This window comes from Oceanispirochaeta sp. M1, from assembly GCF_003346715.1.
Lineage (GTDB): Bacteria > Spirochaetota > Spirochaetia > DSM-2461 > DSM-2461 > Oceanispirochaeta.
Window position 1 is genome coordinate 206,909 of the sequence record NZ_QQPQ01000001.1, and the last position, 20,645, is coordinate 227,553.

16 protein-coding genes, 1 CRISPR repeat array and 1 riboswitch (1 of these 18 cut by a window edge) are annotated in these 20,645 nt (G+C 45.5%); of the genes, 10 read left to right on the plus strand and 6 right to left on the minus strand.

Annotation, left to right across the window (positions count from 1 at the left end; translation table 11 throughout):
* Positions 1–3,845: direct repeats of the CRISPR family, unit length 29 nt; unit sequence GTTTTCCCCGCTCAGGCGGGGGTGTTTCT; it begins 2,042 nt to the left of the window's first position.
* 200 nt (positions 3,846–4,045) lie between these two features.
* From DV872_RS00850 to DV872_RS00860, 3 genes are all read right to left on the minus strand, one after another.
* The gene (locus DV872_RS00850) at positions 4,046–4,540 is read right to left on the minus strand and encodes a 3'-5' exonuclease (RefSeq protein WP_114627933.1); all 495 of its coding nucleotides are present in this window, start codon (positions 4,538–4,540) and stop codon (positions 4,046–4,048) included.
* A gap of 384 nt (positions 4,541–4,924) precedes the next feature.
* Positions 4,925–6,160 (minus strand): MFS transporter, encoded by a 1,236-nt coding sequence (locus DV872_RS00855; protein WP_114627934.1) that lies wholly within the window; start codon positions 6,158–6,160, stop codon positions 4,925–4,927.
* Positions 6,161–6,167: 7 nt separating this feature from the next.
* Positions 6,168–7,262 (minus strand): endonuclease/exonuclease/phosphatase family protein, encoded by a 1,095-nt coding sequence (locus tag DV872_RS00860; protein WP_147283078.1) that lies wholly within the window; start codon positions 7,260–7,262, stop codon positions 6,168–6,170.
* 136 nt (positions 7,263–7,398) lie between these two features.
* Positions 7,399–7,555, plus strand: a riboswitch (molybdenum cofactor riboswitch).
* 53 nt (positions 7,556–7,608) lie between these two features.
* Between DV872_RS00860 and DV872_RS00865 the strand changes: the two genes are divergently transcribed.
* The 5 genes from DV872_RS00865 (at position 7,609) to DV872_RS00885 (ending at position 11,801) form a co-directional block, all read left to right on the plus strand.
* Positions 7,609–8,040, plus strand: coding sequence for an Ig-like domain-containing protein (locus DV872_RS00865; RefSeq protein WP_114627936.1), 432 nt, complete (start codon positions 7,609–7,611; stop codon positions 8,038–8,040).
* 81 nt (positions 8,041–8,121) lie between these two features.
* Positions 8,122–9,078 carry an iron ABC transporter permease gene (locus DV872_RS00870; RefSeq protein WP_114628011.1) on the plus strand — a complete coding sequence of 319 codons (957 nt, stop codon included), beginning with the start codon at positions 8,122–8,124 and terminating at the stop codon, positions 9,076–9,078.
* Entirely contained in the window at positions 9,075–9,896 is an 822-nt protein-coding gene (locus DV872_RS00875; protein WP_114627937.1) for an ABC transporter ATP-binding protein, read from the plus strand. The genes DV872_RS00870 and DV872_RS00875 overlap by 4 nt, the downstream gene beginning before the upstream one ends.
* Before the next feature lie 53 nt (positions 9,897–9,949).
* Positions 9,950–11,029, plus strand: coding sequence for an ABC transporter substrate-binding protein (locus tag DV872_RS00880; protein ID WP_230391374.1), 1,080 nt, complete (start codon positions 9,950–9,952; stop codon positions 11,027–11,029).
* Position 11,030: 1 nt separating this feature from the next.
* Complete coding sequence (locus tag DV872_RS00885; protein ID WP_114627939.1) at positions 11,031–11,801, plus strand: hypothetical protein; 771 nt, start codon at positions 11,031–11,033, stop codon at positions 11,799–11,801.
* Positions 11,802–11,809: 8 nt separating this feature from the next.
* On the opposite strand, the gene pabB is transcribed toward DV872_RS00885, so the two are convergent.
* Complete coding sequence (pabB, locus tag DV872_RS00890; protein ID WP_114627940.1) at positions 11,810–13,567, minus strand: aminodeoxychorismate synthase component I; 1,758 nt, start codon at positions 13,565–13,567, stop codon at positions 11,810–11,812.
* 118 nt (positions 13,568–13,685) lie between these two features.
* On the opposite strand from pabB, the gene DV872_RS00895 reads away from it, so the two are divergent.
* The 3 genes from DV872_RS00895 (at position 13,686) to DV872_RS00900 (ending at position 15,449) form a co-directional block, all read left to right on the plus strand.
* Positions 13,686–13,964: a hypothetical protein gene (locus DV872_RS00895; protein WP_147283079.1), complete on the plus strand. Its 279-nt coding sequence runs from the start codon at positions 13,686–13,688 to the stop codon at positions 13,962–13,964.
* 48 nt (positions 13,965–14,012) lie between these two features.
* The gene (locus tag DV872_RS26350; RefSeq protein WP_147283080.1) at positions 14,013–14,201 is read left to right on the plus strand and encodes a hypothetical protein; all 189 of its coding nucleotides are present in this window, start codon (positions 14,013–14,015) and stop codon (positions 14,199–14,201) included.
* A 78-nt stretch (positions 14,202–14,279) separates the two neighbouring features.
* Positions 14,280–15,449, plus strand: a complete 1,170-nt coding sequence (locus tag DV872_RS00900) for an iron-containing alcohol dehydrogenase (RefSeq protein ID WP_114627942.1) — start codon at positions 14,280–14,282, stop codon at positions 15,447–15,449.
* Here the strand turns inward: DV872_RS00900 and DV872_RS00905 are convergent.
* Positions 15,444–16,940 (minus strand): diguanylate cyclase, encoded by a 1,497-nt coding sequence (locus tag DV872_RS00905; protein WP_114627943.1) that lies wholly within the window; start codon positions 16,938–16,940, stop codon positions 15,444–15,446. The two genes, DV872_RS00900 and DV872_RS00905, sit on opposite strands and share 6 nt — an antisense overlap.
* A gap of 113 nt (positions 16,941–17,053) precedes the next feature.
* Here DV872_RS00905 and DV872_RS00910 point away from each other — a divergent pair, with 113 nt between their 5' ends.
* On the plus strand, positions 17,054–17,989 hold the full coding sequence (locus DV872_RS00910; protein ID WP_147283081.1) for an LEA type 2 family protein: 936 nt from the start codon (positions 17,054–17,056) through the stop codon (positions 17,987–17,989).
* 182 nt (positions 17,990–18,171) lie between these two features.
* Positions 18,172–20,049 (plus strand): long-chain fatty acid--CoA ligase, encoded by a 1,878-nt coding sequence (locus tag DV872_RS00915; protein WP_114627945.1) that lies wholly within the window; start codon positions 18,172–18,174, stop codon positions 20,047–20,049.
* A 36-nt stretch (positions 20,050–20,085) separates the two neighbouring features.
* Here DV872_RS00915 and DV872_RS00920 read toward each other — a convergent pair whose 3' ends face one another.
* Positions 20,086–20,577, minus strand: coding sequence for a peptidylprolyl isomerase (locus tag DV872_RS00920; protein WP_114627946.1), 492 nt, complete (start codon positions 20,575–20,577; stop codon positions 20,086–20,088).
* Positions 20,578–20,645: the final 68 nt, after the last annotated feature.

Genomic DNA, 20,645 nt, shown 5'->3' on the forward strand with positions numbered 1-20,645 from the left:
TTATCCTCAATTCTCAGACAGAGGCCTTTGTTGGTTTTCCCCGCTCAGGCGGGGGTGTTTCTTGATATCTTTCAGCTTTATTTCAAGGTCAGAAGTTTTCCCCGCTCAGGCGGGGGTGTTTCTCGATTCTTTTTCACCTCTCAGAGTTTTAGCAGGTTTTCCCCGCTCAGGCGGGGGTGTTTCTAGTTCTTCATGGACACATCCTGATATATAAGCGTTTTCCCCGCTCAGGCGGGGGTGTTTCTAGATATTATAGTTCCTTATTGGGACGGAGAAGGTTTTCCCCGCTCAGGCGGGGGTGTTTCAGTTTGAGAACCGCCGAAGCTGAACAAGTAAAGGTTTTCCCCGCTCAGGCGGGGGTGTTTCTCACGGAGTGTCATGCCTTTGCTTTCTCCTGTTGTTTTCCCCGCTCAGGCGGGGGTGTTTCTATTTTGACCATGACTTCAGTACCGCTTTGATCGTTTTCCCCGCTCAGGCGGGGGTGTTTCTCCTATGTGAGCTTGCACTTGCCGAAGATGAACATTTTCCCCGCTCAGGCGGGGGTGTTTCTTGATGATTACACCCAGGGAATGCGGAATATTCGTTTTCCCCGCTCAGGCGGGGGTGTTTCTACTGCGGTAGTCGCTGCGGCGATCATAAAAGCGTTTTCCCCGCTCAGGCGGGGGTGTTTCTTGAGAATGCAGCCGGTGACGTTCATACATGGCGTTTTCCCCGCTCAGGCGGGGGTGTTTCTTCATAACAAGCGACTGGGTCTGTCCAGCTTCCGTTTTCCCCGCTCAGGCGGGGGTGTTTCTTCAATTAACTGAGGAAATCGGCGAGAAGCTGGGTTTTCCCCGCTCAGGCGGGGGTGTTTCTAAGCAAGGTTGCCCCGGAGCCGTATCATGTCCGTTTTCCCCGCTCAGGCGGGGGTGTTTCCTGATGAAATACGACGCCGGAGCTTATCAGGTAGTTTTCCCCGCTCAGGCGGGGGTGTTTCTGAGAAATATCACCCCATGCCGTCCTACACGGAGTTTTCCCCGCTCAGGCGGGGGTGTTTCTATTCTGTTGTCTTTGTGGTTTTTTCTGGGTCAGTTTTCCCCGCTCAGGCGGGGGTGTTTCCTTATAGTAGAGGGTTGTTATGATATAGCCGACGTTTTCCCCGCTCAGGCGGGGGTGTTTCTGCTTTATATTCCTGCAGTGTAAGCTGGATAAAGTTTTCCCCGCTCAGGCGGGGGTGTTTCTGAATGGATAAGTGTTGATGATCGGTTGCCTGAGTTTTCCCCGCTCAGGCGGGGGTGTTTCTTACATACAAATGACTCATCTTCCGCCGAATAAGTTTTCCCCGCTCAGGCGGGGGTGTTTCCGGATAGACGTGTCCGGGGGTCTGAGCGAGCCAGTTTTCCCCGCTCAGGCGGGGGTGTTTCTATTCCCATTTTGAATTTCAACAAAGACGTTAGGTTTTCCCCGCTCAGGCGGGGGTGTTTCCATTCCTCACCCCAAAAGGCATGGCCTGGGTGAGTTTTCCCCGCTCAGGCGGGGGTGTTTCCTATATTTGTCTGCTGCTTTCTTCCCATAGAGTGTTTTCCCCGCTCAGGCGGGGGTGTTTCTACCTAAAGGGAACCACAAAAGAGTGCTGGTTCGTTTTCCCCGCTCAGGCGGGGGTGTTTCTATCGCCGGAGTTTATGAGATTACCATTGATCGGTTTTCCCCGCTCAGGCGGGGGTGTTTCTTGCCTGTTGTGCTTTCTTCCGTCTATGGTATTGTTTTCCCCGCTCAGGCGGGGGTGTTTCTACTGTTATCAGGCTGACCATAGAAAACTATATGTTTTCCCCGCTCAGGCGGGGGTGTTTCTAGTCTCCTGTTCTTCCTCTGGAGCGTTCTCCTGTTTTCCCCGCTCAGGCGGGGGTGTTTCTATATAACGAACTCGGCAATAGCCGACAGGGAAGTTTTCCCCGCTCAGGCGGGGGTGTTTCTCATCTGGCTGTCATTGCAATTAGCGTTACGGCGTTTTCCCCGCTCAGGCGGGGGTGTTTCGCATACTATTTATTATTATATTTTACTTGACTAGTTTTCCCCGCTCAGGCGGGGGTGTTTCTCATCTTCATTACTCCCCTCCCTTATCATGGATGTTTTCCCCGCTCAGGCGGGGGTGTTTCTTATTTTAAGATCCATATCTTTAGGCTGGCTCAGTTTTCCCCGCTCAGGCGGGGGTGTTTCCTTATCAACAAATACGCCAAAGAGACATTTGACGTTTTCCCCGCTCAGGCGGGGGTGTTTCTCAGTGACAGAAGAAGAACCTGATTACATCCAGGTTTTCCCCGCTCAGGCGGGGGTGTTTCTCCAGTAGTCCCGTTGTGGTACGTTGTGCTAATGTTTTCCCCGCTCAGGCGGGGGTGTTTCTGTACCTTTAATTTAATCCCTATTGATTATTATGTTTTCCCCGCTCAGGCGGGGGTGTTTCTGTTACATCGGGGATAAATCTTACAGTGCTTGAGTTTTCCCCGCTCAGGCGGGGGTGTTTCTAGTGTAGTTTATGCGGAAGAAGACGGGAATGGGTTTTCCCCGCTCAGGCGGGGGTGTTTCTCGCCTATGATATGGAAATACTGGAAGGACAGGGTTTTCCCCGCTCAGGCGGGGGTGTTTCTGTTTCGGTAGCTATAACGCTGCAGATTCTAAGGTTTTCCCCGCTCAGGCGGGGGTGTTTCTTCTATAACACAACTAAAGCAATGGTTTAATAAGTTTTCCCCGCTCAGGCGGGGGTGTTTCCATTAAAGTTCTTCATCCTTTGTCTATACTCTTGTTTTCCCCGCTCAGGCGGGGGTGTTTCTGGCTAAACCTGTTACTATCATGACCTACGAACGTTTTCCCCGCTCAGGCGGGGGTGTTTCCAAGATACATTCCTCCTGAATCGGCTCCGGCATGTTTTCCCCGCTCAGGCGGGGGTGTTTCTGAAGAAAGATTGGCAGCAATCGAAGCTTTCGACGTTTTCCCCGCTCAGGCGGGGGTGTTTCTGTATAAATGACATTTTTTACAATGCTTCCAGAGTTTTCCCCGCTCAGGCGGGGGTGTTTCTGTTTTCATTCTCACATCCTTTTATTTGTTATTGTTTTCCCCGCTCAGGCGGGGGTGTTTCTTTTATCCAGATCTTAAACCAGATGATTATTGGGTTTTCCCCGCTCAGGCGGGGGTGTTTCTAAAGCCGGTGAAGGTATTCTATCGGCTGGATCGTTTTCCCCGCTCAGGCGGGGGTGTTTCCATGCTTTATACTCTTCTAGTGATATTTCAATAGTTTTCCCCGCTCAGGCGGGGGTGTTTCTCTTTTAGTAAAACGATTTACCATTTGCCCTCCGTTTTCCCCGCTCAGGCGGGGGTGTTTCTGAGATTAAATATATTTACAATGGATGCTGAAAGTTTTCCCCGCTCAGGCGGGGGTGTTTCCACAACTGGATACAGGCAGTTTACTAGTTTTTGGTTTTCCCCGCTCAGGCGGGGGTGTTTCTTCCAGAGAGTCCTTTTCTGATTCCTTCTCCAAGTTTTCCCCGCTCAGGCGGGGGTGTTTCTCCCATTATACAAAAAAAACAGATCTTAACGATGTTTTCCCCGCTCAGGCGGGGGTGTTTCTATTATTTCTAAATTCGTAACAGGTGAAGCGCCGTTTTCCCCGCTCAGGCGGGGGTGTTTCTTACATTTGCCCGATTGGGTGATTGGTAAATGGGTTTTCCCCGCTCAGGCGGGGGTGTTTCTAACGCAGACGGCAGATTTGACGACGAAGAGGAGTTTTCCCCGCTCAGGCGGGGGTGTTTCCACTTTCGAGCATATCGGCGCTCTATTTGATCCGTTTTCCCCGCTCAGGCGGGGGTGTTTCTGATTTGTCCCTTCGGAAGTCATCATTTTCACTGTTTTTCCACTCAGGCAGGGGGATTTTGGACCTCCGCTGATGAAACGAGATTACCACTGCGTTTTACCTCTTTAAACTGGGATTCTTAAAATCTCTAAACATTTTAACAGGTTAAGAAAAAAATCATTTTGGACAAGAAATCATTTCTTTCAATTGAATCCTTCTCTCTTAAGATAATAACATTTTCGAATTCGTTATATGAAAATGGAATAACTGAGCACAGGCTCTGGCATCTGATAAAGCATCATGATGGTTTAATGGAATTTGATATTCATCACAAAGGGAGGCAAGATTCTTTCTGTATATTTTATATGTACATCTTTTTGTGTAGGAAGGGGGAAGCATATTATAGAATTCCAGAGTTTTTTCAAGAACAGGGAAATCAAAAGCCATTCCATTATGAGCAACAACGGTCTGATTTCTTATATAGGATTCAATCTCTTTCCAAATTTCCGCAAAATTGGGTGCATCTTCTGTATCTTTAGCAGTTATTCCGTGGATTTCAATGAATCGATTCCAGTAATAATTTTTCGGTGGTCTGACTAATCGACTAATCTCTTTTACAATCTTTCCATTAACAACCCGAATCAAACCTACCTGACATATACTGTATCTTTTTCCCTGGGCTGTTTCAAAATCTATTGCTGTATAATCTGAACTCATGATGATCCCTCTATTTCGATATACTGTAAATATACAATTGTTTAAACTAGTGATGTAGTGGTGTTCAATAATAAACAGATAGCTATTGAAATGAAAGGTTCATCTGGTGATGCAGTAAATATTATGAGCCTTGATATCGAATATGACTCGTTAATTGCTAAAGTTGGAATGACATGAGAGATAAATGTAACCTTGGATGTAAATACCATTTATGCGGTGTCAGAGAAAGAGTCATCCACTATACTCTTGGATGCTTGGTAAGGGACTTTCAATCATTCTAATTTAAAGGTTAGTGGGAACTGGAGTTTTTTAATTGTAAGACACTCTGCCAGTGGTATTTATGCCTCAGTAAAACCACTTTTACATTGGCTCTGGTCTATTCAATTATTTCCGCTCTTTAACTGCCTTGATAATAAAAGTCCAGATCATCAGGAATGATGAGATCCCGGCCAATGCCGCTCCTATTCCAAAGGCGTCAGATAGAATCCCGAAGCTGACGGACAACAGGGCTGTAATGATGGTTTTCCACTGGGACTGAACCGAGAGAACGGAAGTCAGGATCTCATTGGATGTATTATCAGAAATAAATCCCGTAAGGATCGGTTTCCTTATGTTTTCAATAATATAAATACCCATGAATGCTATAAGAGCAAGTATCCATAACTCTACCCCATACAGAATTCCGCAGATAATTCCAGATGAAAAACCAAGAAGAAGGGTTGTGAGAGCTATGCTCTTCTCCCGGTTTCCTGCAATTTGTGATGCCATCCTGGAAGCTCTGGATGTGATTAGATAGATCAGAAAATACATGATCCCTATAAATAATCCGTTCTTCTTCTCTATCTCAGTATCCTGTAGAAGAGGTATGAGTATAATCACATTCACCATAACCGGCTGAATATAGTCTTTAACGGCTTTCAAGTATGCTGAATGGGTGGCGGAAGTATTGAGGATGGAGAATACTTCCGGCTTTCTGATGACCGAGAACAGCTCTTTTACAGTCGCTTTTATGGAAAAAATTTCCTTTCTGACAGACTGCTCCGTTGACTTATCAAGTTCCCCCGGATAGGACATTATCAGCAGAAAATTGATTACATAGGGGATTATAGAATATAGGAAGATCATCTCATAGGAGCCGTTATAGAATATAATAATCCCCGCTATAAGGGATGATAATGCGGCGCCTTTTTGAGACCAGGATCGGGTATGTCCGTAGTAGGCAATCTTCATGTTATCCATTTTATTTATCTTCAGATAATCCATAAGTATCCCCTTATGGGTTCCTGAGCGGAATGCCTCAGCTATTCCGTAAAAAAGGAAGGCGAAAAAGAAAAGCCAGTAGTTATCTGAGATATAAAAAATCAGAAATGAAATAATATAAACAAGAAGTGATGCGATAAGAGAACGCTTTCTGCCAAAGTTGTCTGCAATGATTCCTGAGGGTATTTCAAAAAGATTGGTGGTAATTTCACGTAGAGCATAAAGAGTTCCAATCTGTGTAAAGTTCAAACCCTTCTCAATAAGAAAAAGGATAAAGAAAGCATCAAAAAAACGGAGATTTTTCAGAAAACCATAGAAGCAGAATTTGTAGTACTGTCTGTTTTTAAGTATGTTTTCCATTTGCTTCCTATTTCATGCCGACTCGCAGCATAACTGGGTTATGATCGGAGTTTGCAAAATTCAGGTCGATTCCTTTCACTTCAAGAATATCAACATTGGGTGATACCAGGAAGCCGTCTATTACACATTTGAAACTCTTTCCCGCCTCATAAGGGTCTTTCAGTGAACGGTTTGTCGCCACTTTCGGATCAAAAGCCCAGGACCAACCCGGCATGGACCAGTCTTCAGGCAGGGGCTGGTAGAATTCCTGGGCAGTTTCAGTGGATGTGAACTGATCAGCATCGGTGCCCGGCATAAAGCTGTTCCAGTCTCCACCTATTACTACATACCGACCCTTCTCAAATTCCTCGGAGGCCAGCGTTTTTATGAACTCAAGCTGCTCTTTTTTAAGAAAACCGCCCTTGTCATAGGCCGATGTATGAAGGTTTATGAGAACCCACTCCCTTCCGGACTTTTCCGGTAGTACTGTCATAAGCAGGCAGCGGTCCAGAAAGAAAATCTTCTTGGGCCAGGTATAGTTACCCGGCAGGGCATGCCGCTCCGCCTTCTTCATTGTGTAATCAGAATATACTGCCAGGCCTGAATGGACTGAGCCGTACTGAGTGCCGATGATCCGGGGGGAGGGGATATATTTTACTCTGTAATTGGATGCAAAGGCATAGGATTTACCTCTGAGAATATCTGAAATCTGCTCCAGTTGATTATCTTTATAGGAGCGGGTACTTTTCCAGTCTATCTCCTGAAAGAAATAGATCTCTGCAGAACTCTCATTTATGGCCTTGTATATACCTTCTCTGTAAGAAACATACTCCTCTCGGGGAGCCCTGATGCGCTCTCCTTCATCCATAAAGAAATCCATGTCTCGGCCAAGGCCGCCGTAACCGATGTTCCAGTTGAAAATATCCAGAGTATCACCGGCAGTCTCCCGACTCTGATGAGTTATTGAGACTGCTTCAAGGTCTTCAGGCTTATAGTCAGTGAGGGTGAGCCATAAGATCAGAAGGATAAGGGGTATAAGAATAATCAGGCAGATTTTCAGCAGTGTTTTCATGTGTGAATCCCTTAATAACTCAACCATGGAGTGGGTTGTGTGTATAATCAAAAAATTTACTATAACATCAATTGTATTCAGGATGATTCTTTTTTTTTAATTCAGAAGGAAAAAGGCCTGCAATGAAAGGTCCTGTCTGCTTTGTATTCTCTGAAACTTCTTGTAGAAAGACTTATAGCGGTGTTAGTATGAATTAAATCTTCGAACTGTTGTTTTCTAAAGGATTTTCTCATGTAGAAATTATTCCATGAACTTCAGTCGGTGTACGGATATAAGTCTGTACCAAGGGTCTCTCGGGAAACTGACAGGCCTCCCTGTTGGAAAGGAGATACACCCTATTCGGATATTATATTCCGGCTCCTCTTTCATCACTACACTTTTCTTTTCAGGAGTTTCTATGTCATTTCAGTCTTTGCAGAAAAAAATCTTTGTTCTTATTGCTCTCAGTCTTCTGGTTCTGTCACCTCTTGCCGCCGGTGATAAAACCGTAATGCTTGACTCAAGTGATCCTCCTGCAGCTGCTGTTGATGTTTTGGTGGATGCAGAGTTTGTTCTGACCTTTACCAGCAATGTTATCAATATGAAGGTTTCAGATAACAACAGAAGCTGTTTTACCCTGCTTAATGACAATGGAGAATCGGTGGCCCTTGAGGTTCTTATGGCTGATGATCAGATTGAGCCTGAGTTTAAACGGATTATCAGAGTGAAAGCACATGAGAATCTGAATAAAGACTCTGGGTACTCAATTGTTATTTCCGGAAAGCTGAAGGCTAAAAACGGTTCCACCCTGGGAGAGGATACAACAATCTCTTTCCGGACTGCACCGTAAAAGTACCCGAATCCTGTGGAGTTCCTGAAGAGGCATAAATCCCTTTATTATATTCTTCTCATTTCTGTTCCACTCCTTGTCATGCTGGGCTCACTTTTTGTGGGGCGCTATCCTGTGGGAGGGGGGGATGTTCTGGGTAGCCTTGCTTCAGTATTCAGGGGCGGGCCGCTTAATGACGAGGGTCCCGAAAGCAGAATTATCCTCTATATCCGTCTTCCCCGGGCTATCCTGGGGATGCTTGTGGGAGGGAGTCTTGCTGTTTCCGGTGCATCCCTTCAGGGGCTGTTTCGTAATCCCCTTGTAAGTTCCGGAATGCTTGGTGTCAGCTCGGGTGCAGGCTTTGGTGCGGCACTGGCGATTATTCTTTTTGGTACCTCCATTATGACGATTGGTTTTTCCTTCCTCTTCGGGCTGCTGGCAGTGATTTTCAGCTTTATGGTGGGAAGAATATATAATGCCAAGGCACATATCACTCTTGTTCTGGGAGGGATGGTGATCAGTTCACTCTTTTCAGCCATGCTCTCATTTCTCAAATATGTGGCCGATCCCTATGATCAGCTTCCTGCTATTGTTTTCTGGCTTATGGGGAGTCTGGCTTCAGCCCGGTATCAGGATATTCTTATTGCAGGAATTCCCATGCTGGCCGGTTGTCTGGGACTCATCTTATTCAGTTATAGAATCAATGTACTCTCCATGGGTGAACGGGAGGCCGGGACTCTGGGAATCAATGTTCCCGCTGCCCGCATCTTTGTTGTTATATGCACCACCCTGGCTACAGCAGCTGCGGTCTGTGTGAGCGGCAGTATTAACTGGGTCGGCCTTATTATTCCCCACATGGGACGGATGATCGTGGGCAGTGACAATCGCTGGCTCCTTCCCTTCAGCTTCTCTCTGGGGGGCTGTTTTCTTATTGTGGTGGACCTGATTTCCCGTTCAATCAGCGGCAGTGAGCTTCCCCTTGGAATCCTTACATCATTTCTGGGAGCACCCTTCTTCATTTATCTCCTCTACCGGACAAAGGCACGGGGCTGGCAATGAAAGATCATCTCCTGGAAGTCGAAAATCTTCATTTCAGTTATGGCAGTAAACAGGTATTGAAAGGTCTGGATCTGAGTCTGGAAGAGGGAGAAGTCCTCTGTCTTCTGGGACCGAACGGCTGCGGCAAGACAACACTGCTGGACTGTATACTGAAGCTTCTTACCCCCCCTTCCGGATCTGTGACCATTATGGGGAAAGATCAGAAGAACCTGAATCCTCAGGAGCTGGCAAAAATTACAGCCTATGTTCCTCAAAAGCACAGCAGTCATTTTCCATTTACTGTTTCAGATTTTGTACTGATGGGACGGACTCCCTATACGGGTATTCTTGGAGCTCCGGGAAGAGAGGATCGGAAACTGGTGTTGAGGGTTCTGACAGAACTGGGTCTGGAAACCCTGAAGGACAAGGATTACTCAAGGCTCTCGGGAGGCGAAGCCCGTATGGTGCTTATCGCCAGAGCCCTGGTTCAGGAGGCACCCCTGCTGATTATGGATGAACCCGGGAGTCATCTGGATTACAGAAATGAGATCCTTATGCTTGAGACCATTCTTTCTCTTGTAAAAAACAGAAAGCGTTCGGTCCTCATGTCCACCCATTCTCCCAATCAGGTCTTTTTTCTTGAAAACTGCGGACTCCCTGTCAGGGCGGCAGTGCTGCAGGAGGGAATCATACAGGAATCTGGCAGGCCTATGGATATCCTGACTCCAGAAAATCTTAAAAGAGTGTACGGAGTCCGTACGGCTCTTGTAAATCATATGGACGGGAATCATTCCATAAACAATATAATTCCCATCCCTTCCAACAGAAAGGCTGAATAATGGATATAAGAAGATATAGGGAACGACAATTATTATTCCACGTGATCACCTTGATGATTTTTGTAGTCAGTCAGCAGCTGACAGCCCGCGGGATGCAGGATCAGCCGGAGCAGCTGAACCAGAATCTGTCTGAGGAGAGCTCTGTTCCGGAAGGACGATTGATTACAGATTCCTTCGGCCGGGAAGTGCTTATTCCCGAATCAGTTGAGCGAGTCGCCTGCCTATACGCCTTTTCCGGTCATGTCACCACCATGCTGGGCTGTGGTGAGGATATCGTTGCGGTTGTACCCGGGCTGAAAAGGGATAAAATGCTCAATCAGCTGAATCCCTCACTGGCAGATGCAGCGGTAACAACTCTTGACGGAGTGGTTCATATTGAAGAACTCCTCAAAATGGAACCCGATCTTGTTTTTCTGAAAGGAGAGAGTGCCCGTCTGGAAGCTGAAGTGGAGAAGCTGGAGCGTTTTGATATTCCCTATCTGGTTATTGAATACAAGAGTATTGAGGAACAGATGGAGGCCATCAGTATTATTGCTTCTGCACTGAACCGTGAGGAGAAGGGCCGGGAGTTTAATCATTACTACCAGCAGACCATGGACAGAGTGAAGAACCTCCTCAGCTCTCTACCCGCTGATAAACGGATCAGAGTCTATCACTCTGTGAATGAAGCGGTCCGAACCGATGCTGCCGGAACTCTACCGGCTGAATGGCTGGAGATCTGTGCTGTAGATAATGTCTCCATTGGAGAGACTCTTAAATTCAGAGACAATAAGTTTTTTGCCTCCCTGGAGCAGATTTATCTCTGGGACCCTGAAGTGATAATCTGCAATGAAGGCGGTGTAGACGAATATCTTTTGAGTAATGAGATGTGGGGCGGCTTAAAGGCGGTAAAGAATAAGGATGTGTATCAGATTCCCATCGGGATCTCACGCTGGGGACATCCCGGCGGTATGGAGACTCCCCTTGCCATTCTCTGGACAGCCGTCACTCTCTATCCTGAATATACTGGGGATATAAATCTCGATCAGGAGATCAGAGAGTTTTATTCCCGCTTCTTCTCTATCGATATTGATGATGAAACCATTGCCCGTATCAAAGATGGCAGCGGTATGCGTGCACCCAAGGGAGAGTAAAATGAAGCTGCTGATTGCCTTCGATGATACAGATAATCTAACCAGTCCGGGAACAGGCCACATCCTGGAAGACTTTAGAACCCTCAGCTCAGAGCGTGGCTGGGGACCTTCAAAGAGGATCTCCCGGCATCAGCTTTTTGTACATCCCGATGTTCCCTATACATCTCATAACAGCGCCATGTGCTTTGAACTGGAAATTGAAGAAGACCATCCTGATCTGGTGGATCAGATAGAAAAAGAAGCCGTGCGTTTTCTACAGGAGAGATCCGCTGAAGGTTCAGATCCGGGGCTCTGTATTCTTGAGTATCATAAACTCAGTAATAAAGATGAATTTATAAGCTTCGGACAGAGGGCCAAGGGGGAAGTCCTGAGCAAATCTGAGGCCTACGGTCTGGCCGAACGCTGTGGTATCCGCCTGTCCGAACACGGAGGAACGGGTGATGGGATAATCGGGGCTCTGGCAGGAACCGCTCTGCGCCTGCAAGGCATGGACGGCCGTTTTCGGGGACAGCTGGAGGGCCTGGAAGAGGGGAGAGCCTATGATTCCAAAGAGCTTCTGAATCATCCGGGAATAGACAGAATAGCCATTCTTGAACCCGGTGCAGTCCTGGATCATCTTCAGTATCATGATCCCTCAGAATCTCAGCTGTCAGTCCGCCTGATTGATAAACCAAAGACAATTCTGTACCAGGGTGAATCCCTCTTTCTTCTGAGCCGGGAAGAGACAGAAGAGTTGAGCAACTGGACAAGGACTCAACTCAAGCGCTTTTGAAATTATTCTCATTCACTGTAATTGACTCTCATAATACCTCTGACAGAATTGATAAGGTAGATTTCATCTGCTTCAGCTATTTCTGCTGCTTTGACAACTCTCTCCTTCAGAACTCCCTGTTCAAGCATCTCCTGTCTCATGGTACCGGCTAAAAGCCCACAGCTCACGGGAGGAGTGTAATGAATCCCTTTCAGAACAAGTACAATATTGGCAATGCAGCTCTCTGTGATTTCTCCCTGTTCATTCCATAGAAGTACATCATCATAATCAGGATTCTCCTTCAGAAGATTCTTATAGATCTCCCGTTCTGTAGTCTTATGAAAGAGAAATGGATTTCTGCTGCTCATAGGATAATCAGCTCTCTTCAAGGTCCTGAGGCCCTTGGAATCCTGCTCATTCAGGGGCTGTGCCTCAATGTGTATTTCTCCATCTCTATCAAGAAGCAGCCGTACTCTCTGAGCCTCTTCACCCCTGAAGCTTCCGGATGTTTTTTCTAAAGCCTTCTTAATATCTCCCGTTCTGCAGGGATAGTCAAAGTAGTCTGCCGATTCTTCAAGGCGTTTTATATGTCGTTCCAAAAGAATGAATCCATCTTCTTTTGTCCATTTCAGTGTTTCCAACAGTGAAAATACTCTCTCTTTTCTACTGAGAATACCTGTCTTTGTGAGTGACTCTTCATATTCCCCTTCCATTGTGGAGTCCCATACTACTCCACCTCCAGTTCCATATCGGGCTGTCTGTTCGTTTCGGTTCATCATGGCCGTCCGGATGGCTACATTGAACTGTGCCCTTCTATGGGGTCCCCAGTATCCTATTGAACCGGTATAGAGTCCCCGGGCTGTGGATTCAAGCTCTTTAATAATTTCCATTGTTCTGTACTTGGGGGCTCCGGTTATGGAGGCGCAGGGAAACAGGTTTTCAAGAATCTCCGGGATTTCTGCATCCGTTTGGGCATGGACTTCTGTTGTCATCTGCCAGAGTGTCGGGTATTTCTCAATTTCAAAGAGCCTGGGTACCCGGACTGTTCCGCTTCGGGCTATCCGTCCCAGATCATTTCGGATCATATCCACAATCATCATATTCTCGGCCCTGTTCTTCTCTGAATGGTAGAATTCCTGAGCAATCTTTCTATCTTCTTTGGTGGTCATTCCTCTGGGAGCTGTACCCTTCATCGGTTTTGTCATTATCCTATCCCCGTTCAGTGAGAAGAAAAGCTCGGGGGACGCAGAGGCTACCACCATATCACCGTAATCCAGATAGGCCCCGTATGAAGCATTTTGTGCCCTCTGCATCCGGCAGAACAGATCCCGGGGGTCTCCATTGAACTCTGCCTCCAGTCTGTATGTATAATTAACCTGATAACTGTGACCGGTTCTTATATATTCCTTTACAGCCGAAAACCCCTTATTGTATTCATCTTTGCTGATGCAGGGAGTCCACTTCAGTTCCTTATTATCTTTTTCACTGCTCTCAAAATGCAGTTCTTTTATTATCTCCGGCGCCTCGTAGAGGGAGAATGAAAGGAGGGGAGTCTTTACTTCCTGAGAGGCAGGCAGAGCCTTATCAAAGCCCGGTGAGGCATCATAGCTGATAAATCCGGCGGCATAGAGTCTTTCACTGCAGACCCTTTTATGAATATATCTGATAAGTGAGGGTATCTCTGAATGAACTGTTGTGCTGTAGACAGCAAGGGGATTCCTGAAATAAAGCCAGTGTCCCTCGGCGGCATCATGGATGAGGGCTTCTCCTTTCTGTACCGGAATCATCTATACCTCCTGTCTCAACTGAAGCCAATGTATCATGATTGGTATTTTAGTCTCCATTCTTATGAGGGTATATGTTTTTTTGCTCTATTTATTGCCCGGGAACAACGATAGTGCCGATATGAGGCCTCTCTATTTTGTACCGGAACGATTTTCTCCTCTTCTTTCAGATGCAGCTGGGAGAGGAGGAGTGTATTTCAGCCTTTCTCCCCATGAAAATGAAGATCTTCCTATACGTCTTTTATGCGGCAGAGCCTGTGTTCTCCTTGCCGGGGGGCTGTCATGTGATCATATTTACAGGGTTTTGCAGATAGAGGATATTTCCTATTTTAATAATTGTTTCAGGTCATATAACAGTATGAGCCTGGAAGAGTACCAATCCTGGGCTCTTACTCTATAGAGATACTTGTATTCACAGAATATTTCATTATAATGAATATTGTTAGATATGCCTAATTGCGAGGATGAAGTGTCAAAACTGGATAAAAAAATGTGTAAGCTGGCCAAGGAAGGTCTGAAGAAAAAGCAGGAAAGTGAAATATTTGCCGAAGTACTGTCTCCCCGGTTCATATGTAAAAAATGTCTGAGGGTCTCTACTGACAAAGATCTGCTCTGTGATCCGAAAAAACTGGTTTAAAGCTTTTACCATTAGTATCTTTATTGAAAGACTCGGTCTCAGAGTCTTGATAGTGCAAAGATAGGAGTAAATATAATAATGGATAATTTTATTTTTAGAAATCCCACAAGAATATATTTCGGTAAAGGGATGGAGCTTAAGGTCGGTGAAGCGGTCAGTGTTTACAGTAAAAAAGTACTTCTCCACTATGGAGGAGGATCTATAAAAAGAACCGGTCTTTATGACAAGGTGACTGCATCTCTCAAAGAGGCAGGAATAGAGTGGGTTGAACTTGCAGGTGTAAAACCTAATCCCCGTCTCTCTCTTGTTTATGAGGGAATAAAAATCTGCCGTGAAGAGAATATTGATTTTGTTCTTGCAGTAGGTGGTGGTTCTGTCATCGACTCTGCCAAAGCCATAGCAGCAGGTGTTCCCTATGAAGGTGATGTATGGGATTTATATGAAGGTAAAGCACAGATTGTGGAAGCCCTCGGTATTGGAACAATTCTGACTATTCCTGCAGCTGGAAGTGAATCCAGTTCCGGAACTGTTATCACGAAAGAGGAGGGTGAGCTTAAAAGACCCTTCGGTAACGAACTGTTGTATCCCGATTTTTCAATTCTAAATCCTGAGCTGGCCATGACCCTGCCTCCTTTTCAGAGAGCCTGCGGTGTAGCCGATATGATGGCGCATCTTTTTGAACGTTACTTCACCAACTCCCATCCTGTTGAACTGACAGACAGACTCATCGAGGGTGCGTTGAAGACCATAATCCATAATGGCCCCCGTATTATGGGAGATGATGCAGATTATGATTCCTGGTCAGAAATCATGTGGTCAGGTACATTCGCTCATAACGGCAGCCTGGATACAGGACGTATTGGTGACTGGGGTTCCCATCAGATAGAGCATGAAATGAGCGGTATCTATGATGTTGCCCATGGCGCCGGACTTGCTGTCGTATTTCCGTCCTGGATGCGCTATGTCATGAAACATGATATCAAGCGTTTTGTGCAGATTGCTGTACGGGTATGGAATGTTGAAGCTGATTATTATTCAGATGAAGAGACTGCCGAAGCCGGTATCGTCGCTCTTGAGAAGTTCTGGCAGTCTTTAGGACTGGCCACAAAGCTTGACGGACTTAATATTCCCGCTGATAGACTAGAAGAAATGGCCGGTAAATGTGCCGGAGAAAATGATAGAGCTCAGGGGCAGTTTGTTAAACTTTTTAAAAAGGATGTTCTGGCAATTCTGCAGGGAGCATTATAGTATAATTTTGTTCCGTCCCGTTTCTTTTGCCCTGTAAAGGGATGTATCAGCTTCTGATATCATAGATTCGGGACTCCCGCCTTTATGAACTACTGCAATTCCTCCAGAGAATGTCACCGATAGTCTACTGGAGGATACTTTTCTATTGGAGAAGCTGATACGCAGTTTGTTGATCAGAGAAAATGCATTTTCAAGATCTGTGTCGGGGAGGATAATAAGAAATTCTTCCCCTCCCCAGCGTGATACCATATCAACCTTCCTTAAAGAACTCCGCAGAAATGATGAAACATCTTTGAGTACTTCATCTCCTGTGGTATGCCCATGGGTATCATTAATATCCTTGAAATGATCCAGATCAATCAATGCGATGGAATAGATAGTTTTATTCCTGTTGTAGCTGTTTTGCAGGTAATCGAGAAAACTCAGTGCCGCGCGTCTGTTAGCGAGGCCCGTAAGGGTATCGGATTCGGAGAGTCTCTGCAGGCGTGTGTTTAATGAGCTCGCATGCATGGCCAGAACAATCAAGGTTGCCAGGGCAAGAACAGTAAGAAACAGCTGCCAGTAATAGGTTTTCAAAAAAAGGGCAAAGGTCGGTTTCTTTATCTCATAAGGGGGTATATGAAGTTCTCTCATACAATCATGCACAGCTTTGTAGTTCAGGGGAATTGTCCAGCCGGCACTCATTGTCCGGCGGGCAGTTTCTGAATCAGCATCCATTGAGATCAGTGCAATTGCCACCTGCTCGGACAGCCTTTGAGATATATGAGGCATACTGGCAAAGGGCCATTCGGGGTAGAGTTCTGTAGATCTTCGAAGGTTGAATTTCATGGTTCTGGGATAGGGGTTTATTACTGAAAAATCCTTTAGATTTATCAAACCCTGATCAGCCATATATTCCAGGGTATCTGTCCGTACAATTCCGGCATCCACTTTCCTGTTCTTTACAGCTTCGACTACCGAGAAATGGTCTCCAAGGAATTCCAGACTCTTCAGGTCTCTGTAGGGATCGAAATTTTCCTGTTTCATCTCCCTTGCTACCGAATACCAGCCCCCGATAGATGAGGGGTCTACAGCAGCCAGGGTTCTGCCATTCAGATCTCTTGAGAAATTCAGGTCTATCCTGTCGGATCTGGTAAAAAGTACACCGCCGAATTCTGTCAGATCCTGTTCTCCTCTGAGGTTCTTGAGAGTTGCCAGCCGGTTTATTCCATAATTGATTTCGAAGCTTATATACAGCAGAGAATTGGTCAGGACAAAATCAACTTTGTTTTTTTCTACAGCGGTCATCATATCATCAAAATCAAGGGGAACAATCCAGAAACTATACCCATCAAGCTGCTGGGTTAGATAGGTCGCCAGAGGAATCCAGCGGTCCAGAGTCTCCTGCTGACCGTCCTTGGCCAGCACAGCGATTGTCAGAGTCTCACTCTGCAGATAGAAAAGGGGAACTAGTGTAATCAGCATCACAAGTATGTTTTTTTTGAGACTCATAGAATTAGTATATTCATTTTTATCAGAAAAATCATAAATTGAAGGAAGATCTAAGTGAAGCTCCGATTCAGGCCGTTATAAGAGTATTGATTTTGATAATTGAGGTGGGATATATGAAGAAACTTTACCGGGCCGCAGCAGTCCTTTTTGTGATTCTTGGGTTAAGCGGATGTAAAACTGTAGAAATCCTTGTTCAGAAGCCTGAAGTTTCTGTTAATTCTGTTGAGATAACATCCATCAGTTTTCATGATATTACGCTGGATATGGAAGTTCTGGTTTATAATCCCAATCCCATAGGCATTGATCTTGAATCCTTTGACTATGGTCTTTTGATAGAAGAGGCCAGCCTGCTGAAAGGTTCCGCTGCTGAAGGATTAAGTCTGGAAGCAAAGGGCTCGTCAATAATTACAATTCCCCTGACTGTAGACTATGAAGATTTGTACCAATCTGTTTCCTCCATGATGGAGACTGATGAATCGGCTTATAGAATTGATACGGGGTTCAATTTTCTGCTTCCCATACTTGGTGAACAGCGCATTGAACTTTCTCATGAAGGGAAAATCCCCAATGTCCGGATGCCCCGCTTCAGTTTTGAGAGTCTCTATGTAAAAAGTCTCGGACTCATGGGCGCGGATCTTGTCATTCTTATGAATGTAGAAAATCCCAATGCCTTTGGTATCGGGCTGAATGAATTCAGGGGTGTTCTGGAGATCAATAAGCAGAAATGGGCCGAGCTGAGTGCCGGTGAAGCAGTCTATTTTCCCGCAGGAGGAAACGGAGAGCTTGGTTTTCAGTTCCGACTGGAGTTTCTTTCTATGGGACGCACAGTCAGAGATCTGCTTTCGAAAGATGAAAGCTTGAATTATGAGTTTTTGGGGAATATTCTATTAGATTCGTCTCTGGATATGATGAAAGAGGTATCTCTGCCTCTGAATATCAGTGGTGGAGTAGATCTACTTCATCCAGATACTACCGGTGGATTGCACAGTTCCAGGAAAATTGAAGACAGTATCGAAGAGAATCTGTTAAATATTTTCGGTATGTTTTAATTTTTTAAACTCCTGTGATGCAGCTGAAAATTTCTTCCCTTTATTTATATTGACAAATATGGTAATATGTCAAAATAACCTTCGGCCCTGAGCGCTTGAGGCACCGGGACAAATTCATTTTCCTGGCGGGACATGGGCCTCTAGGTACTGAGCTAAATACTCACTAAGACAAGGAGAGCCATATGACTATTCCCTCATTGTTCAAAGAGGTTGTTGAGAAACATCCGGATGTTATCTGTCAGTACAGCCGTGGAGACCATGGAACATTCACCCCTTCCACATTTAAAGAAGTTTTTTCAAAGATTTCAGCCATTGCCTGGAGTCTGGACAATCTAGGCATTAAAAAAGGAGACCATATCGGTCTTATCTCTGATAACCGGAGTGAATGGCTTATAACAGATTTGGCAATCGTTTCTCTTGGGGCTGCAGATGTTCCCAGAGGCTGCGATACCATGGCTCAGGAAATGAGCTATATTCTTGGATTTTCCGAATGTAGAATTTCAGTTCTTGAGAATGCTAAACAGCTTGAAAAAATAGTCTCCATGAAAAAAGATCTCCCCGATCTTAAGACAATTATTCTTCTGGATAAACCTGAAACCCTCCCGAAATCTCCCTGGAAAGTTCTCTATTATGAAGATCTTTTAAAAAAGGGGATGGATAAAACCTCTGATGACTTCATTGCATCTAAAATTGCAGAGGGAGAGGGTGAAGACCTATGTACCCTGATCTTCACATCAGGAACTACGGGAGAACCCAAGGGGGTTATGCTCAGCCATAACAACTTTCTCCATCAGGTTCAGAATATTGACAAAGTAGCCAACCTGGAAGTTGGTGATATCTGGCTGAGTGTTCTTCCCGTATGGCACTCATTCGAGCGTGTAATTCAGTATATTGCGGTCTGTGCAGGAACAACCATAGCCTATTCAAAACCGGTAGGTAAGATCATGTTGATGGATATGCAGAAACTTAATCCCCAGTGGATGGCATCTGTTCCCAGAATCTGGTCTGCCATAGAGTCGGGGGTCTCCAGAAATATTAAAGCCAAAGGCGGTGTTTCCTGGGCTCTTTACCGCTTCTTCCTCTCTGTTGCCGTTATTCATCAGGGAATGCAAAACCGTATGCAGGGACGAGTGGCAGACTTTAAAAAGGTTTTTACACTGCCCTATTACATAATCTACCCAATACCCTGGCTTCTTCTATATCCCTTGAGAGCCCTGGGGAATAAACTCGTTTTCAGTAAAATTCAGGCAAAAGTCGGAAACGGATTTAAATGTGGAATTTCCGGCGGAGGTGCACTTCCCCCGCGAATCTATCAGTTCTTTAAGGCAATCGGGATTCAGCTCCTTGAGGGATACGGCCTGACGGAAACAGCTCCGGTTGTGGCCTTCAGCCCTCAGCAGCATCCGGTTATGGGTGTTGTCGGTCCCGCATGGCCGGGGACTGAAGTCAAGGTTGTAAATGAGAAAGGAAATAAAGCAGCTCCCGGTGAAAAGGGTGTTGTCTACCTCAAAGGACCTCAGGTCATGCAGGGGTATTACAAGAAAGAGAAGGCCACTTCAGAGATTATCAATAAAGAGGGCTGGCTCAATTCCGGTGACCTCGGAATAATGACTGTAAAGGATGAGCTGAAACTGATCGGACGGGAGAAGGATACCATTGTTCTTCTGGGTGGTGAGAATATTGAGCCTGTTCCCATGGAACAGAAACTGGCAGAGTCTCCCTATATTGAGCAGGCTGTTATTGTGGGGCAGGATCAGAAGTATCTTGCTGCCCTGATTGTTCCGGATTTTGATGCTCTTGAAGCCTATGCCAAAGAGAATAATCTGGCATATGAAAACAGAATTCATCTTCGGGATGTTCATGCTGTGCTGGAATTGCTGACATCCGAGATCAACGGTCTGATCTCGGCTAAAAATGGATTCAAAAGTTTTGAGCGTATCTATAAGTTCGCTGTGTTGAGGAAAACCTTTGAAGTAGGGCAGGAGCTCTCGGGGAAACAGGATCTGAAACGTCATGCTATTGTAGATATTTACAAGAAAGAGATCAAAGGACTCTTCTGATATTATTAGAGCTTGGTGCCCTGTTTATGGAGTTTTTTATGGATGGGGCATCATCCTGATCGTTTCTATAACCTGCTCTTCCAGGGGACGGTTCTCTTTTTCAGGCGGAGCGGTATCAACAGATGCTATGGCATCCAGTATTTCAAAGCCTTTGGCTAGTTTCCCGAAGGCTGCATATCGGCCATCCAGTTTGTGTGCATCCTTATGTACAACAAAGAATTGAGTCCCCCCACTGTTGAAATCATCATCCCGGGCCATGGAGAGGGCTCCCCTTTTATGATCAAGTCCTGTGTCATAACCGTTCTCGGCAAATTCCCCGGTAATTGAAAAATCTGTAGGACACATGCATGTGTTGTCTTCAGACCCGCCCTGGATAACATAATCCTTAACCACTCGGTGAAAAGTAAGACCGTCATAAAATCTCTTATTAATGAGACTGACAAAATTATCCACTGTCAGGGGTGCTTTTTCAGGATAGAGGTCAAAGAGCATTTCTCCGCCATTCTTCATTGTTAATAATATCTGCATGCTTTTTCCTTAAAAAACCGCCTTTCCAAGAATGGAAGGCGGTTGTAATATAAGACTGATATCAATCT